Source organism: Leisingera sp. JC1, assembly GCF_001679925.1.
In the GTDB taxonomy this organism is placed as follows: Bacteria; Pseudomonadota; Alphaproteobacteria; order Rhodobacterales; family Rhodobacteraceae; genus Leisingera.
The window spans coordinates 32928-48529 of record NZ_LYUZ01000035.1 but is presented as its reverse complement, the minus strand read 5'-3'; the positions used below and the strand labels follow the sequence as shown (position 1 = coordinate 48529).

Below are 15602 nucleotides of genomic sequence, written 5' to 3'. Positions count from 1 at the left end.
CTTTTTTCTTCAGGTGCATAAATGAAAATCGCGGAAATCCATATCTACAAGCACGATCTGCCGGTGAAAAACGGCCCCTATACCATGGCAAATGCCGAGGTCTGGGCCTTGGACACGACGCTGGTGAAGCTGGTGGCGGAGAACGGCCAGGCGGGCTGGGGCGAGACCTGCCCGGTTGGCCCCACCTATGCCGAGGCCCATGCCGCCGGCGCCCGTGCGGCGCTGATTGCGATGGCGGAGGGGCTGATTGGCGCCGAGGTGGCGCCCGTGACCCTGCACCGGCGCATGGACGGGCTGCTGAACGGTCACAACTATGCCAAGGCCGCCATTGATATTGCCGCGCATGACCTTCTGGGCAGGCAGCTGGGCGTCAGCGTCTCAACCCTGCTGGGCGGCGCGGCCACAGACAGGGTGCCGTCCTACTATGCCACCGGTGTTGGAGCGCCGGATGAGATCGCGCGGCTGGCGGCAGAGAAGCTGGCGGAGGGCTATCCCCGCCTGCAAGTGAAGGTCGGCGGGCGGCCGGTGGAGCTGGACATCGAAACCATCCGCAAGGTCTGGGAGAAGATCGGCGGCTCGGGAATGCGTCTGGCGGTGGACGGCAACCGCGGCTGGACCACGCGCGATGCGCTGCGCGTCAGCCGGGAATGCCTCGATGTGCCCTTTATCATGGAGCAGCCCTGCAACACGCTGGAAGATTTGCAAAAAATCCGGCCGCAGATCAGCCACGGCCTGTATATGGATGAAAACAGCACCAGCCTGAACACGGTGATCACCGCGGCGGGCACCGGGCTGGTGGATGGTTTCGGGATGAAGGTCACCCGGATCGGCGGGCTGCATCCGATGCGCGCCTTTCGCGACATCTGCGAGGCCCGCAACCTGCCGCATACTTGCGATGACAGCTGGGGCGGCGACATCATCGCGGCGGCCTGCACCCAGATCGGCGCCACCGTGAAGCCGGGCCTTTTGGAGGGCGTCTGGCTGGCGGCGCCATACATCGAGGGCAACTACGACACGCAAAACGGCATCCGCATCGAGGGCGGCCATATCGCGGTTCCGCAGGGGCCGGGCCTGGGCATCACCCCGGATGAAAGCCGGTTCGGCGCGCCGGTGGCATCATTCTGATTTCGGGAGGAAATATGGATTTTCAGGGAAAATGCGCGCTGGTCACCGGCGCGGCGGGAGGTATTGGTGCCTCTATCGTTCAGCGCCTGCAGGCAGCGGGGGCAAAGGTGGCGGTTGCCGACCGGGATACCAGCGCAATCGAGGCTGAGGCGCATCTGCCCGGCGATCTGCTGGATGCCGAATACGCCAACGCACTGCCGCAAGCCGCGCATCTGGCGCTTGGGCGTTTGGACATCGTCATCAACAACGCAGGCGTCATCACCCGCGGCCCGGTGACCGAGACCTCGGACGCTGATTGGGACCTGTCGATGGGAGTGAACGTGGAGGCGCCGTTCCGCATCTGCCGCGCGGCGATCCCGATCATGGCGCGCAATGGCGGCGGCGCCATCGTCAACACCGCGTCCTGCTGGGGCGGCAGGAACCCGGGGCCGAACCATGCGCTTTACTGCATGACCAAGGCGGCAATTGCCTCGCTGACGCAGTGCATGGGGATGGACCACGCGCATCAGGGCATCCGCATCAACGCGGTTTGCCCGAATGAGGTGAACACGCCGATGCTGCGGACCGGTTTTGCCAAGCGGGGCTTTGATCCGGAGACCGCGGTGGCGGAGCTGGGCAGGAGCGTTCCGCTGGGCCGGATCGCCGAGCCGGAGGATATCGCCGATGTGGTGATGTTCCTGGCCTCGGACGCGGCGCGCTACATGTGCGGCGCGCTGGTGGAGGTGAATGGCGGGAAACCGGTGTCATGATGCGGTTTCAGGGCAAGGTTGCGCTGGTCACCGGCGGGCGCAGCGGCATCGGTTTGGCGATTGCCCGGCGGCTGCGGGACGAGGGCGCGCGGGTGTTCACCGCGCAGCGCGGCGCGGATGCGGAGTTCGAGGCAATCCCGGCGGATTTCACCGGCCCGGACAGCCCGGCGCAGGTGGTGGCGGAGGTTGCCGGCAGGGCAGGGGGGCTGGATGTGCTGGTCAACAACGCCGGCATGATGCAGGAGGCGCGCGTCGAGGACATGACCCTCGCCGACTGGCAGCGCAATCTGACGGTGAACCTGACCGCGCCGTTCCTGATGATCCAGGCAGCGCTGCCGCATCTGCGTATTTCCCGCGGCAGCATCGTCAACACAGGCTCTATCGAGGGGCTGGGCTGCAACCCCGGCCACGCCGCCTATTGCGCCTCCAAGGCTGGGCTGCACGGGCTCACCCGCGCGGTGGCGGTGGATCACGGGCACGAGGGCATTCGTTGCAACGCGGTGGCGCCGGGCTGGATCGACACCGAGCTCAACATGGATTTCATCGAAGGGATGCCGGATCCGGAGGCCTTCCGCCGCGATATTGCCGGCATTCACCCGGTGGCGCGCACCGGCAAGCCGGAAGAGGTGGCGGCGCTGGTGGCCTTCCTGGCGTCAGAGGATGCGGGCTTCATAACCGGCCAGGTCTATACCGTCGACGGCGGGCGGATGGCCAAGCTGAGCCTGCCCTGAACCGAAGGTGGCTGGAGATAGAAAGCCGGCCCCCCTGTTCACCTTTGCAAAAATACTCCGGGGGAGCCGCCGCAGGCGGGGGGGGCAGAGCCCCCAGCCATTATTCCTTGCCGGACCGCCATTCCTTCCACATCAGGTAGGTATTGGCGCCGAGCGAGGCAAAGGGCTCAGGCGGCAGTTTGGGCGGCATCGGCTGGGCCAGGAAATGGCTGGCGATCTGTGATCCGCCCTGCAGCACCAATTCGGCAATGCCCATGCCTTGCAGCGTGCCGCGGGCGATGCCGAGGCCGTTCTGGCAGCAGGCGGAGTAGACGCCCTGGTCCAGCTCGCCGAACGCGGCGGAGCCGTTACGGCTGAGGCAGAGCATCCCGGCCCAGCGGTGTTCCATCTTGACACCTTGCAGCTGCGGGAAGCGTTCTTTGAACTTGCGGTCCTGCACCCAGCCGGCGTTGCGCAGGCGCATGTCGCTGGTCTCGATTGTCGGGTGGAAGCTGGAGCAGGTGCGGACCAGGATGCGGTCGCCGTAAGAGCCGGAAATCCGCCGGACGGAGGTGCCCATCGGGTCCGCAGGCGTGACCGACCAGCGCGGTGTGCCTCCCAGGCGTTTGATCTGCTCCGGCGTCAGCCGCTCGGTCATCGAGGCATAAAGGCAGATGTGCATCAGGCGGCGCTGGTAGAAGCCGAAGCTTTCCAGGTGGCCGTTGTTGGCGAGGATAATTCTGCCGGTGCTGATGCGCCCCTTGGGGGTGCTGACGCACCAGCCATCCGCCTGTTTTTCAAACCCGGTGGCGGGGGTGTTTTCAAAGACGCTGATCTGCCCGGCCAGATGTGCCGAAAGGGCGCGGATATAGGCGGCGGGCTGGATCATCACCGTGCCGGGCGCATAGAGGCCGGAGGTGTAGTGCGGGCTGCCTGTGCGCTCCTGCATGTCCTGCTGGCTGAGCAGCTGATGCGGCTCGCCCAGCCGCTCCAGATGGGCGGCGAAATCACGGTTGTGCTGGTCGCCGGCGCGGGTGGCGGCGGCGTTGATCTTGCCTGCGGGGTCGAACATCTCCTGCGGCAGGGCGCAGTCCTCCGCCACGCCCTTGGCGAACCCGATGGCCCTGCGGTTAAAGGCAATCGCGGCCTTGTCCGCCTCCAGCCCCGATCCGGCGTAATTGTCGGAGGCCAGATCATGCGGCAGGTCGATCATGAAACCGGAATTGCGCCCGGCGGAGCTCTCGGCAAAGCGCCCGGCCTCCAGCAAAGCCACCTTCAGCGAGGGGTCCAGCTGGTGCAGGCGGCGGGCGGCGGACAGGCCCGCAAATCCGCCGCCGATGATGGTCACATCGGCGGTCAGATCACTTTCCAGCACCGGCAGCGCGGCCTGCGGCGGCAGGATGGCATTCCATCCCGCCGCGCCGGTCTGCCGGGGCAGGCGTTTGGCGGTGTAGGCGGTCAATCCACGGCCTCGTCTGCGTCGTCGGCCAGGTCGATCCAGATGGTTTTCAGCTGGGTGTACTGGTCGTGGGCGTGAACCGAGTTGTCGCGGCCGCCAAAGCCCGACTGTTTGTAGCCGCCGAAGGGGGTGGAGATGTCGCCCTCGCCAAAGCTGTTCACGGTCACCGTGCCTGCCCGGATGGCGCGGGCGCCGCGGATGGCGCGTTTGGCGTTGGCGGTGAAGATCGACGCGCAGAGGCCGTACTCGGTGTCATTGGCGATGCGGATGGCCTCGTCAAAGCCGGTAATCTCGATCACCGACAGGACGGGGCCGAAGATTTCCTCGCGCGCCAGCACCGCGTCATTGCCCGGCACTTCGACCACGGTTGCCTCGACAAAGGCGCCGTCATGCGCCTTGCCGCCCAGCACCACGTTTTCGGCCTGCTCCAGATAGCTGCAGACCTTGTCGAAATGCGCCTTGGACACCAGTGCGCCCATGCGGGTTTCCGGGTCCAGCGGATCGCCCACGTTCCAAGCCTTGGCGTGATGGGCGATGCGCTCCAGCAGCTCTGCCTTGACGTCCTTGTGCACGATCAGGCGGGAGGAGGCGGAGCAGTTTTCGCCCATGTTCCAGAAGGCGCCGTTGACGATATGCGATGCCACCCGGTCCAGGTTCTCGGCGTCGTCCATGACGATGGCGGGGTTCTTGCCGCCCATCTCCAGCACCACTTCCTTGGCGTTCGACTCCGCCGAATAGGTGAGGAAGCGCTTGCCGGTCACGGTGGAGCCGGTGAAGGAGACCATGTCGATATCCATGTGGCGGCCGATGGGTTCCCCCACATCGGCACCGCCGCCGGGCACGATGTTCAAGACACCGCGGGGCAGGCCGGCTTCCATCGCCAGCTCGGCCACGCGCAGCGCGGTCAGGGTGGTTTCCGCCGCCGGTTTCACAACCAGGGAGCAGCCTGCGGCCAGAGCCGGGCCGATTTTCCAGGCCAGCATCAGCAGCGGGAAGTTCCAGGGCAGCACCAGGCCGACCACGCCGATGGGCTCGCGCACCACCATGGCGATGTGATCGTCCGACGCTGGCGCCACCTGGTCATAGATCTTGTCGATCGCCTCCGCGTGCCATTTCAGGCAGTGGATGGTCTCCGGCACATCGACGGTTTCGCAGTCATAGATGGTCTTGCCGCTGTCGAGGCTTTCCATCACCGCCAGTTCATGGGCGTTGCGGGTCATCAGCTTGCAGAGACGGATCAGCACGTCCTTGCGCTCTGACGGGTGCAGGCGGGACCAGCGGCCATCGTCGAAGGCCTCGCGCGCCTTTTCAACCGCGAAATCAACGTCCGCGGCACCGCAGGAGGCGATATCCGCCAGCTTTTCGCCGGTGGCCGGGTTCACGGTTTCAAAGGTCTTGCCGGACGCGGTCGGGCAGAACTTGCCGTCGATGAACGCGCCCGTGGGCAGGTCCAGATTGGCGGCGATGGATTTGTATTCGTCCTGAGTAAGCAAAGTCATTCCTTAACCCTCCGCCTCGATATCTGCGATTTTCTGTTTCAGCACCCGTACGACCTGTTCCAGCGCGCGTTTGTCGTCCTTGTTCAGCCCCTTCAGCGGCGCGCGCATGGCACCGGCTTCGATGCCGTTCATGGTGACGCCGTGCTTGATGGTCTGGATGAACTTGCCGCCCTGTTCGAGGACGCGCATCAAGGGCATCATCGCCGACATGATGCGGCGGCCCTTGGCAAAGTTGCCCTCGATCACGCAGGCATTGTAGAGCGCGACGTGTTCCTTGGGCAGGAAGTTCGAGCCGCCGCAGACCCAGAAGGGCGCGCCCCAGGCAAAGAATTCCAGCGCCTGGTCGTCCATGCCGCAGCCCAGCTGGATATGCGGGTAGTCGCGGGCCAGCAGGTGCACCCGGTTGATATCGCCGGAGCTTTCCTTGATGCCGCAGAAGTTGCGGGAACGGCCGACCCGGTCGAGGAACTCCTCGCCCATCATGGTGCCGGTGCGGTGCGGGTAGTTGTAGAGCATCACCGGCAGATCGGCGGCCTTGTCAATGGCCAGCGCGTTCAGCGCGTTTTCGCGGTCGGTCGGGACCGAGTAGGGGGGCGAGGCCAGCAGGATCGAATCCGCGCCGATTTCCTTGGCGCCCTGCGCCAGCGCGATGGAGTCGCTGGTCAGCATCGCGCCGGTGCCCACCACCAGCGGCAGGCGGCCCGCCAGCCGTTCATGGGTGAAGCGGGCAAGCGCGATGCGCTCCTCCACGGTCTGGGCGTAGTTTTCGCCGGTGGAGCCGCCGGATATTAGCCCGTGCACGCCGGCGTCAATCAGGTATTCGATGACGTCAGCCAGCGCGTCCCAATTGACACTGCCGTCCTCGAAATGGGGCGTCACGACGGGGGTGTATATCCCCTCAAACCGGAATATTGGGGTCATCTGGGTCCTCATGCAGGGGTTTTGCGCGCCACCGTCCCCAGCGGCACGTCAAGCCCGGCGGGCATGACGAACAGCTCGATCTGGTCGCGCGACAGGTTCCAATGGTCAATCGCCAGCTGCCCCGCCGCCGCCTCGTCGCCGGCCTCGATGGCCGCGATGATGGCGTCGTGCTGGGTGCTGGCCTCGCCCAGGTTGTCCGCCATCTGGCGGTCCTGGGGGCGGTAGAAGGTCATGCCGATGCGGGCATGGTCGATCAGCAGACGCTGAAAGGAGGGGGCGAGATAGATGTTGTCGGCCATCTCGCCGGTGATCTCGTGAAAGCGGTTGTTGGCCATCGCCCGGTCAGCGCCGGAACCGGTGCGCAGCGCCGCTTTGAAATCCTCCTGCGCCGCCTTCAGCGCGGCGATCTGCACCTCGGTGGCGTTTTTGGCCGCCAGCTGCAGCACCGCGCCGTAGATCATCGGCGCCGCCAGGAAGAAATCGCGCAGGGTCATGTGCGACATCTCGCTGACCCGCGCGCCGCGGTTTTCCCGCAGATCGACATAGCCTTCGCCCGCCAGTTGGCGCAGCACTTCGCGCAGCGGGGTGCGCGACAGCTGGAACTCCTCCGACAGTTTCGATTCGTCGAGATCGGCGCCCGGCCGCAGGGCAAGCGTCATGATGGCCGTTTTCAGGTGGCCATAAAGCTCTGCTTTCCTGTTTTTGGACGCGTCCTTCATCTCAGTCTCCATCGTTGCATCTGAACCTGTGCCGGCAGGATGGCCCGGCGGCACAGGTCTGTGCAACCTGATTGCTCATTCTGTGTTATGAGAAAATACAAATTGTGTACAGAGAAAAAATGTGCTGTATGTCATGAAAGTTTTCTGGAGGAGGGGAACAGGTGACGACGCAACCTGATGAGGCCGTGATTGACTGCCGGAATCTGTGGAAGATCTTTGGCCGCCGCGCTGATGAGGCAATGAAAGCCGTGCAGGAACAGGGGCTTGGCAAGCTTGAGGTGCGCGACCGCTTCGACTGTGTGGTGGGGGTGCAGGATGCGACCTTCACCGTCGGGCGGGGCGAGATTTTTTGCATCATGGGCCTGTCGGGGTCGGGCAAGTCGACCCTGATTCGCCACGTGAACCGGCTGATCGAGCCGACCTCGGGCCAGCTATTCATCGAAGGTCAGGACGTGAATCAGCTGTCCGCCAAGGACCTGCGCGAGGTGCGGGCGGAGAAGATCGGCATGGTGTTCCAGAACATGGCGCTGATGCCGCACCGCACCGTGCTAGAAAACGTCTCCTTCAGCCAGGAGGTGCGCGGCCACGATGTGCGCGAACGCCGCGAGAATGCGATGCGCGCCATCGACGCGGTGGACCTCAACGGCTGGGACCAGAAATACCCCGATGAGCTGTCGGGCGGGATGCAGCAGCGGGTGGGGCTGGCGCGCGCCATTGCCGCCGACCCGTCGATCCTGCTGATGGATGAACCGTTTTCGGCGCTCGACCCGCTGATCCGCCGCCAGCTGCAGGACAAGTTCATGTCGCTGTCGGCGGAGATGAAGAAGACCACCCTGTTCATCACCCACGACCTGGACGAGGCGATCCGCATCGGCGACCGCATCGCCATCATGAAGGACGGGGCGCTGGTGCAAGTCGGCACGCCGGAGGACATCGTGACTAACCCGGCGGACGACTACGTCGCCGATTTCGTCGCGGGCATTTCCAAGCTGGAGCTGATTTCCGCGGGCAAGATCATGGAGCCGGTCGCCGCCTTCGAACAGCGGCAGGGGCCGATCGACCTCGGCAGCTGGCCGGAAGCGCACCCCGACCATTCGCTGGACGATCTGGTCAACCTGTCGATCACCACCCAGCACCCGGTGGTGGTCAAGGCGGATGGCAAGCCCATCGGCATCGTTACCAAGAACGCCCTGCTGCGCGGCATCCAGGGCCACGCCGGCGACGACGGCAGCCAAGCGATCTGAGGAGGCAAGACCATGGCAGAAAACACCAACAGCATCCTCGACCCGTTTTCCGCGGTTGATCTGGGGCTGGCTGAATCGGCGGATGGGGTCAAGCAGTGGGCAATTGCCAACCGTGCGTTGATCCAGCCGGTGAAGAAGTTCTTCAACGAGATGATCGTCGGCATCGACACTGCGCTGAATGCGGTGCCGCCGCTAATTATGCTGGCGCTGCTGGTGCTGATCGCCTGGCAGGCCGCGGGCCGCCGGGTGGCTATTCTGGTCGGCGTGTCGATGCTGGCGCTTGGCTTTTTGTCGCCGAACGCCTGGGGGCTGGCGATGACCACACTGGCGATTGTGGTGTCGGCGGTGATCCTGTGCTTCATCATCGGCCTGCCGCTTGGGGTGCTGGCGGGCAAGAACGACCGGTTCGAAGCGGCGATGCGGCCGGTGCTGGACACCATGCAGACGATCCCGGCCTTTGTGTATCTGGTGCCCGTTGTGATGCTGATTGGCATCGGCAATGTCTCCGGCGTGATCGTGACGATCATCTTTGCGCTGCCGCCGCTGATCCGCCTCACCAGCCTTGGCATCCGCGGCGTCAATGCCTCTGTGGTGGAGGCCGCGCGCGCCTTTGGCGCCAGCCCGCGCCAGATTCTGTTCAAGGTCGAACTGCCGCTGGCCACGCCAACCATCCTGGCCGGCGTCAACCAGACCATCATGCTGTCGCTGTCGATGGTGGTGATCGCCTCGATGATCTCGGTCAAGGGGCTGGGCAACGAGGTGCTGCGCGCCATGGGCCGCCTGGATGCGGGCAAGGCGCTGGTTGGCGGCCTCGGCATCGTGATCCTGGCCATCGTGCTGGACCGCATCACGCAAGGAATGGGCCAGTCGGGTCGTGACCGCGGCCACCGCCACTGGTGGCAGGGCGGTCCGGTCGGCGCGGTGCTGCGCCTGGCCGGCAAAAACTGACTTTCACTTTCATCTGAACACCCAAGGGAGGACCTATTCATGTTCAGGAAGACCGCACTGGCTGCGCTGGCAGCCTCGACCATGCTGGCAGGCGCTGTGTTTGCCAGCGAGAAACCCGGCGAAGGCGTCACCGTGCGCCCGGTGATCCAGTCCTATCTGGAGGAGTTCTTCCAGCACCGCATCCTGTTCCGCGCGCTGGAGGATCTGGGCTATGAGGTGGCCGAGCCGCAGGAAGTCGAGGCGCAGACCGTGCATCTGGCGCTGGGAACCGGCGACGCCGATTTCACCGCGGTGCACTGGAATACCCTGCACCATACCTTCTTTGAGGAGTCCGGCGGCGACGCGGTGCTGGAGAAGGTCGGCACCCTGATCGAGGGCGCGCTGCAGGGCTATCTGGTCAACAAGTCGGCCTATGATGCAGGGGTCCAGAACCTGGGCGACCTGACCGACCCGGAAAAGGCCAAAATGTTCGACGCCGATGGCGACGGCAAGGCCGATCTGGCCGGCTGCGTGCCGGGCTGGGGCTGCGAGCGGGTGATCGAGCATCAGCTGAGTGAATTCGGCCTGCGCGACACCGTGAACCACAACCAGGGGGCCTATAACGCCATCATCGCCGACACCATCGCCCGCAACGCAGCCGGCGAAAACGTGCTCTACTACACTTGGACGCCCTACTGGGTCTCCGGCGCCCTGGTGCCGGGCAAGGATGTGGAGTTCCTGGCGGTGCCCTATTCCTCGCTGCCCGACGGTGCCGCCGGCGACACCACCTTCAATGGCAAGGACCTGGGTTTCGCCGTGGACAGCATCCGCGTTGTTGCCACCGATGAGTTCCTGGCCGCCAACCCGGCCGCGACCAAGCTGTTCGAACTGGCCAAGATCGACATCAACGACATCTCGGCCCAGAACAAGCTGATTGCGGATGGCGAGGACAGCTCGGACGACATCGACCGCCACGTGGACGCATGGATCGAGGCCAACCGCGAAACTTACGACAGCTGGCTGGACGCGGCCCGCGCGGCAGCGGAATAATAGCAGGCACACCCGTGCCACCGGGCTGCGCGGGGCAACCCCCTCGCGCAGTCCCTCTTTTCTGGGGCAAGCCATGACCAAGACACAGCATTTTGCCTTTCTCCTAGTGGAGGAGTTCTCGCATCTGGCGTTTTCCTGCGCGGTGGAGCCGCTCAGGATCGCCAACCTTGTCAGCGGCGAGGACTTGTACGAATGGTCGTTCGGATCGGAAAACGGCGAGACCGCGACCTGCTCCAATGGATCTGTGACGCTGGTGCACTACGGGTTTGACGCGACTCCGAAAAGCGACCGCCTGTTTGCCCTTTCGGGCATCCATATGCGCAATCATGTGACAAAACCGCTGCTGGCGGCATTGAGGCGGGAAAAGGCGCGCGGCGTTGCGGTGGGCGCGCTGTGCTCCGGCGCCTGGGTGCTGGCGGAGGCCGGGTTTCTGGATGGTATGCAGGCAGCGATCCACTGGGAGTACCACGACAGCTTCATGGAGGCGTTCCCGGAGGTGAACCTGGTGCGCAGCGTGTTTGTGGCCGACGAAAAACACGTTACCGCCTCCGGCGGTACTGCCACGGCGGATCTGATGCTGCACCTGATTGAGCGGGAACACGGCTATGACCTGGCGGTCGCGGTTGCCGACCAGATGGTCTATAACGCGGTGCGCAATGCCACGGCTGAACAGAAGGTTTCGCTGCAATCGCGCAACGGCATGCGCAACGCGCATCTGGCCCGCGCCATCCAGATGATGCATGACCACATCAGCGATCCCATCTCCCCCGCCCGCATTGCAGAGGAGATCGGCATCTCCACCCGCCAGCTGGAGCGGCTGTTCGGCAAATACCTGAACACTTCGCCGAAAAAGTACTCGATGGAGATGCGGCTGGAACGCGCCCGCAACCTGCTGATCCAGACCGAGGCCTCGGTCACAGACGTGGCACTGTCCTGCGGGTTCGACAGCCCAGGGCACTTTTCACGGGTCTACAAGGCCGCCTTCAACGTGACCCCGATGCTGCAACGCAGCCGGATCGAGTGAGGCAGCCGGAAACCGGCGCGGTTTCCGGCCATGAAAAATCGATTTTTCATGGCCGGTTTCATCGTATGAAAACGGCTCCCGCCTGAAATTTCCGGTCTGGCCTTCAAAGATGTTTTCCTCATATTGAAATGAGGATCACTCACCCGAGCCATATGCCAGGAGCCGCAGATGTCCCGCCGCCATTACAACCTGCCGCCGCTGACCACCCTGGCCGCGTTCGAGGCCGCGGCAAGGCATCTGAGCTTCAAGAACGCGGCGCAGGAACTGTCCGTCACCCCCGGTGCGGTCAGCCACCAGGTCAAGGCGCTGGAGGCGGAGCTGCAGGCGCCGCTGTTTCAGCGCAAGCACCGGGGCGTGGAGCTGACAGAAGAGGGCGAGGCGCTGTTTGAAACCCTCGCCTCGTCGTTTTCCAAGATTTCCCTCAGCCTCAAGACCATCCGCGACCGGCAGACCGGCGATACCGTCACCATCGGCTCCACATCGGCGGTGGCCTCGCTGTGGCTGTCGCCCTCAGTGGTGCGGTTCTGGCGGCAGAACCCGGATGTGAACGTCAACCAGATCGTCAACGACCGGCCGCTGCGCAGCATGCCGGATGTGGATTTCTACATCCGCTACGGGCGCGAGCGCGATACCCGTCTGGAACAGACGGAGCTTTACCGCGACCATCTGGTGCCGGTCGGCAACCGGGAACTGGCGGAGCGGCTGACCGGCTGCCCGCTGGAGGATCTGGCGCAAGAGCGGCTGTTGCATCTGGAGTCCGACGACAAGAGCTGGACCACCTGGGCGGACTGGTTCCAGCAGCTGGGCTATGACGGCCCCATCGCGCCCGGTGTGCGGGTCAACAACTACGCCGTAGCGCTGCAGGCGGCGCAGGACGGGGTGGGGCTGGTCTTAGGTTGGCAGCGGCTGCTGCACCCACTGCTGACCACCGGCCAGCTGGTGCCGATCGGCCCGCATGTTCTGGCGGCGCCGCACGGCTTCCATCTGGTCGGACGGCCGGACGCGGAATTGTCGGAATCCGCCCGTTTGCTTCGCAAATGGGTGATTGGCGAGGTCAATCGAAGCTCGGATGAGCTCAGCTAACCTCAGCGCGAAAATTCCTGATATTGAGTGAATCTGGTCTCTGCCTTCAATGGCGCAGAACGCGCACATCTTTTTCCTGCCTTGGAGAGACCCCAGATGAACAAGCATGACTCGCTTGCCCCGGTGATGGCTCCGGTCAACGTTGCCAACGGCCTGCCGAACGCCCATTACATCGACCCCGCCGTCTTTGCCGAAGAAAAACGTTCGGTGCTGTTTGCCAACTGGTCCGGTATCGGCTTTGGCAAGGACGTGCCGGAGCCGGGCTATGCGAAGCCGGTGAATTTCCTGGGCATGCCGCTGTTGATCGTGCGCGACAAGGACGGCGAGATCGGCGTTTTCCAGAATACCTGCCGCCACCGGGGCATGATCCTGGTCGAGAAGGCCGGCAAGATCCGCGGCGCGATCCGCTGCGCCTATCACAGCTGGTGCTATGGCCTGGATGGCCGCCTGGTCTCCACCCCGCATGTGGGCGGCCCCGGCAACAACAAGCATGAAGACATCAAGCTGGACGAGCTGGGCCTGGTCCGCATCCGCTCCTACGTCTGGCGCGACGTGGTGTTTGTGAACGTTGACGGCTCCGCGCCGGAGTTCGAGGAGGCCCATGCCGACCTGCTGGAGCGCTGGAAGGAATTCGACACCCCGGTGCATCACGGCGGCGAAGACTCCGGCTTCAAGCTGGAAGTCAAAACCAACTGGAAGCTGGCAGTGGAGAACTACTGCGAGAGCTATCATCTGCCGTGGGTGCATCCGGGCCTCAACAGCTATTCCCGGCTGGAAGACCACTACAACATTGAGGTGCCGGGCAAGTATTCCGGCCAGGGCACCCTGGTTTACCGCCAGCTGAAGGGCGAAAACGACGAAGTGTTCCCGGATTTCGAGGGCCTCAGCAGCAAGTGGGACGAGGGCGGCGAATACACTGCGGTTTACCCCAACGTCCTGCTGGGTGTGCAGCGCGACCATGCCTTTGCGATTATCCTGGAACCGGTCGACACCGAAAACACCGTCGAGCATATCGAGCTCTACTACTCCAAATCGCCGGAAGAGACCCCGGAGCTGGAAGAGCTGCGCACCGAGAACGCCAAGCTGTGGAAGACCGTGTTCGAAGAAGACGTCTTTGTTGTCGAGGGCATGCAGAAGGGCCGCCATGGCGAGCTGTTCGACGGCGGCCGTTTCTCGCCGGCGATGGACGGGCCGACCCACAACTTCCACGCCTGGGTGGCCGATCAGGTGACCAAGGGCCGCGAGGCATGAGTTCTTTCCTGAACGACGGGCTGGCCAGGAATTTCCTGGCCGGTTCCTGGGTCGAAGGCGACGGCGGTGCACGCATGGCCGTCGAGGATCCGGGCAACGGCAGCCACGTGGGTGACTGCGCGCTGGCGGGTGAGGAGTCCCTAGCCAAAGCGCTGGAGGCAGCACGGGCAAGTTTCGAGCGCGGCGATCTGGCCGCGATGAAACCCGCCAAACGCGGCCAGCTGATGCAGCGTATCGCGGCTGAAATCCGCGGCATCGCGGACGAAGGCGCGGAGCTGTTGTGCCGGGAAAGCGGCAAGAGCCTCAGCGCGGCGCATGATGAATTCGAAGAGGCCGCGCAGTATTTCGAATATTACGGCGGCATGGCCGACAAGATCGAAGGCAAGTCGATCCCGCTTGGCCCTGATTACGCTGACTATACGGTCTATGAGCCCTACGGTGTTTCCGCCCAGATCGTGCCGTGGAACTTTCCGGTGTCGATCGCGGCGCGGTCGCTGGCGCCTGCGATGGCTGCGGGCAATTCGGTGATCATCAAATCGCCGGAGCTGGACCCGATGGCGCTGGCGATGCTGGGCGTGGCGCTGGAACGCGCTGAGGTTCCGGCCGGGGCGGTGTCGATCCTGAACGGCATCGGCGCAGAACTGGGCGCGCGGCTGGTGGAAAGCACCGCCGTTGACCAGATCGTCTTCACCGGATCAGTTCCGACCGGTCAGGCGATCCTGCGCGCGGCCGCCAACCCGGTGACGCCTGCACTGATGGAGCTGGGTGGAAAATCTGCCGCGGTGGCGTTTGAGGACGCCAATCTGGACACGCTGATGTCCTCCCTGCAAAGCGGCATCTTCTACAACGCCGGGCAGGTCTGTTCCGCCATGTCGCGGGTGCTGGTGCACCGCTCGATCTACGACGAAGCAGTCGAACGTGCCGCCGCGCTGGCAAATGGCCTGAGCGTCGGACACGGGCTGGAAAACCCTGGCCTCACGCCGGTGATCTCTGCCCGCCAGCTGGATGGCATCGAAACCTTGGCTGCCACCGCCCGCCAAAGCGGCGCCCGCGCGGCATCCGGCGGTGCCCGGCTGGAGCGGGAGGGCTATTTCATGGCGCCGACCATTCTGGCGGATGTGGACCCCGCATCCCGTGTCGCGCAGGAGGAGATTTTCGGCCCCGTCACCTGCTTTACGCCGTTTGACACCGAAGCCGAGGCGATTGCCATGGCCAACGGCACCGAGTTCGGGCTGGTGGCCGGCGTCTTCACCCGCGACCTGGCGCGCGCGCATCGCGTCGCGAACCGTCTGCGCGCCGGTCAGGTGTTCGTGAACGAATGGTTCGCGGGCGGCATCTCCACCCCGTTCGGCGGGGTCGGCAAATCCGGTTTCGGGCGCGAGAAGGGTTTGGAGGCGCTGTATAACTACGTGCGCACCAAGAACATCGCGATCTCGCTGAAGGGCTGAGGGATGGAGCGCGTAGACCTCGACCGTGCACTTCTGAAGGCGCATGAAGACAAGGACAGCGCAGAGCTGGTCCGGCTGTACACGCTGGCCGGTGACCAGGCGGAGGCGGCGGGCAAAATTGACGCGGCCTGCTTCTACCTGACCCACGCCTTTGTCTTTGCGCTGGAGGCCGGATTGCCGGAAGCGAAGGTACTGAACCGCCGCCTGGCGGACCGAGGCCGCGCGCATCCGCTGGAGCTGTGAGACAAGTTTCAGGGCGCTGCCTCCGCGGGGGAGGCGCCCTGTTTTGGCCGGCAGGGGAGGGCCGGCCAATCTAATTCCAAGGCCTGTGCCGCATTCATTTGCATGCACGGGGTACAGGCCTGAGCTTTTGAATTTGCATGTTCGAGTAGC

Annotated in this window: 15 protein-coding genes; 11 read left to right on the top strand and 4 right to left on the bottom strand. The window is 64.4% G+C overall.

Going from position 1 to position 15602, the window contains the following annotated elements:
• The first annotated feature begins 21 nt into the window (after positions 1-21).
• From A9D60_RS04555 to A9D60_RS04545, 3 genes are read left to right on the top strand one after another with little or no spacing between them, the layout of a single operon-like run.
• On the top strand, positions 22-1125 hold the full coding sequence (locus A9D60_RS04555; protein ID WP_065266509.1) for a mandelate racemase/muconate lactonizing enzyme family protein: 1104 nt from the start codon (positions 22-24) through the stop codon (positions 1123-1125).
• A gap of 14 nt (positions 1126-1139) precedes the next feature.
• Complete coding sequence (locus tag A9D60_RS04550; protein WP_065266508.1) at positions 1140-1874, top strand: SDR family NAD(P)-dependent oxidoreductase; 735 nt, start codon at positions 1140-1142, stop codon at positions 1872-1874.
• Positions 1871-2605 (top strand): SDR family NAD(P)-dependent oxidoreductase, encoded by a 735-nt coding sequence (locus tag A9D60_RS04545; protein WP_065266507.1) that lies wholly within the window; start codon positions 1871-1873, stop codon positions 2603-2605. Before A9D60_RS04550 ends, A9D60_RS04545 begins: the two co-directional genes overlap by 4 nt.
• 100 nt (positions 2606-2705) lie before the next feature.
• Here the strand turns inward: A9D60_RS04545 and A9D60_RS04540 are convergent, their stop codons facing one another.
• Genes A9D60_RS04540 through A9D60_RS04525 form a run of 4 tightly spaced genes read right to left on the bottom strand, consistent with a single transcriptional unit; the run spans position 2706 to position 7182 of the window.
• On the bottom strand, positions 2706-4046 hold the full coding sequence (locus A9D60_RS04540) for an NAD(P)/FAD-dependent oxidoreductase (RefSeq protein WP_065266506.1): 1341 nt from the start codon (positions 4044-4046) through the stop codon (positions 2706-2708).
• Positions 4043-5542, bottom strand: coding sequence for an aldehyde dehydrogenase (locus A9D60_RS04535; RefSeq protein ID WP_065266505.1), 1500 nt, complete (start codon positions 5540-5542; stop codon positions 4043-4045). Before A9D60_RS04535 ends, A9D60_RS04540 begins: the two co-directional genes overlap by 4 nt.
• A gap of 3 nt (positions 5543-5545) precedes the next feature.
• Positions 5546-6463: a dihydrodipicolinate synthase family protein gene (locus tag A9D60_RS04530; RefSeq protein ID WP_065266569.1), complete on the bottom strand. Its 918-nt coding sequence runs from the start codon at positions 6461-6463 to the stop codon at positions 5546-5548.
• A gap of 8 nt (positions 6464-6471) precedes the next feature.
• Positions 6472-7182, bottom strand: a complete 711-nt coding sequence (locus tag A9D60_RS04525; protein WP_065266504.1) for a GntR family transcriptional regulator — start codon at positions 7180-7182, stop codon at positions 6472-6474.
• Positions 7183-7343: 161 nt separating this feature from the next.
• Between A9D60_RS04525 and A9D60_RS04520 the strand changes: the two genes are divergently transcribed.
• The 8 genes from A9D60_RS04520 to A9D60_RS04485 all read left to right on the top strand — a co-directional run bounded on the left by A9D60_RS04520 (position 7344) and on the right by A9D60_RS04485 (position 15452).
• Positions 7344-8426, top strand: a complete 1083-nt coding sequence (locus tag A9D60_RS04520) for a quaternary amine ABC transporter ATP-binding protein (RefSeq protein WP_083194101.1) — start codon at positions 7344-7346, stop codon at positions 8424-8426.
• A 12-nt stretch (positions 8427-8438) separates the two neighbouring features.
• Positions 8439-9374 (top strand): ABC transporter permease, encoded by a 936-nt coding sequence (locus A9D60_RS04515; protein ID WP_065266503.1) that lies wholly within the window; start codon positions 8439-8441, stop codon positions 9372-9374.
• 39 nt (positions 9375-9413) lie between these two features.
• Positions 9414-10403 (top strand): glycine betaine/L-proline ABC transporter substrate-binding protein ProX, encoded by a 990-nt coding sequence (gene proX, locus A9D60_RS04510; RefSeq protein ID WP_065266502.1) that lies wholly within the window; start codon positions 9414-9416, stop codon positions 10401-10403.
• A 73-nt stretch (positions 10404-10476) separates the two neighbouring features.
• Complete coding sequence (locus A9D60_RS04505; RefSeq protein WP_065266501.1) at positions 10477-11427, top strand: GlxA family transcriptional regulator; 951 nt, start codon at positions 10477-10479, stop codon at positions 11425-11427.
• Between the two features lie 168 nt (positions 11428-11595).
• The gene (locus A9D60_RS04500; RefSeq protein ID WP_065266500.1) at positions 11596-12510 is read left to right on the top strand and encodes a LysR substrate-binding domain-containing protein; all 915 of its coding nucleotides are present in this window, start codon (positions 11596-11598) and stop codon (positions 12508-12510) included.
• Positions 12511-12606: 96 nt separating this feature from the next.
• Positions 12607-13761, top strand: coding sequence for an aromatic ring-hydroxylating oxygenase subunit alpha (locus A9D60_RS04495; RefSeq protein WP_065266499.1), 1155 nt, complete (start codon positions 12607-12609; stop codon positions 13759-13761).
• Complete coding sequence (locus tag A9D60_RS04490; protein ID WP_065266498.1) at positions 13758-15209, top strand: aldehyde dehydrogenase family protein; 1452 nt, start codon at positions 13758-13760, stop codon at positions 15207-15209. The genes A9D60_RS04495 and A9D60_RS04490 overlap by 4 nt, the downstream gene beginning before the upstream one ends.
• Before the next feature lie 3 nt (positions 15210-15212).
• On the top strand, positions 15213-15452 hold the full coding sequence (locus A9D60_RS04485) for a hypothetical protein (RefSeq protein WP_065266497.1): 240 nt from the start codon (positions 15213-15215) through the stop codon (positions 15450-15452).
• Positions 15453-15602 lie beyond the last annotated feature (150 nt).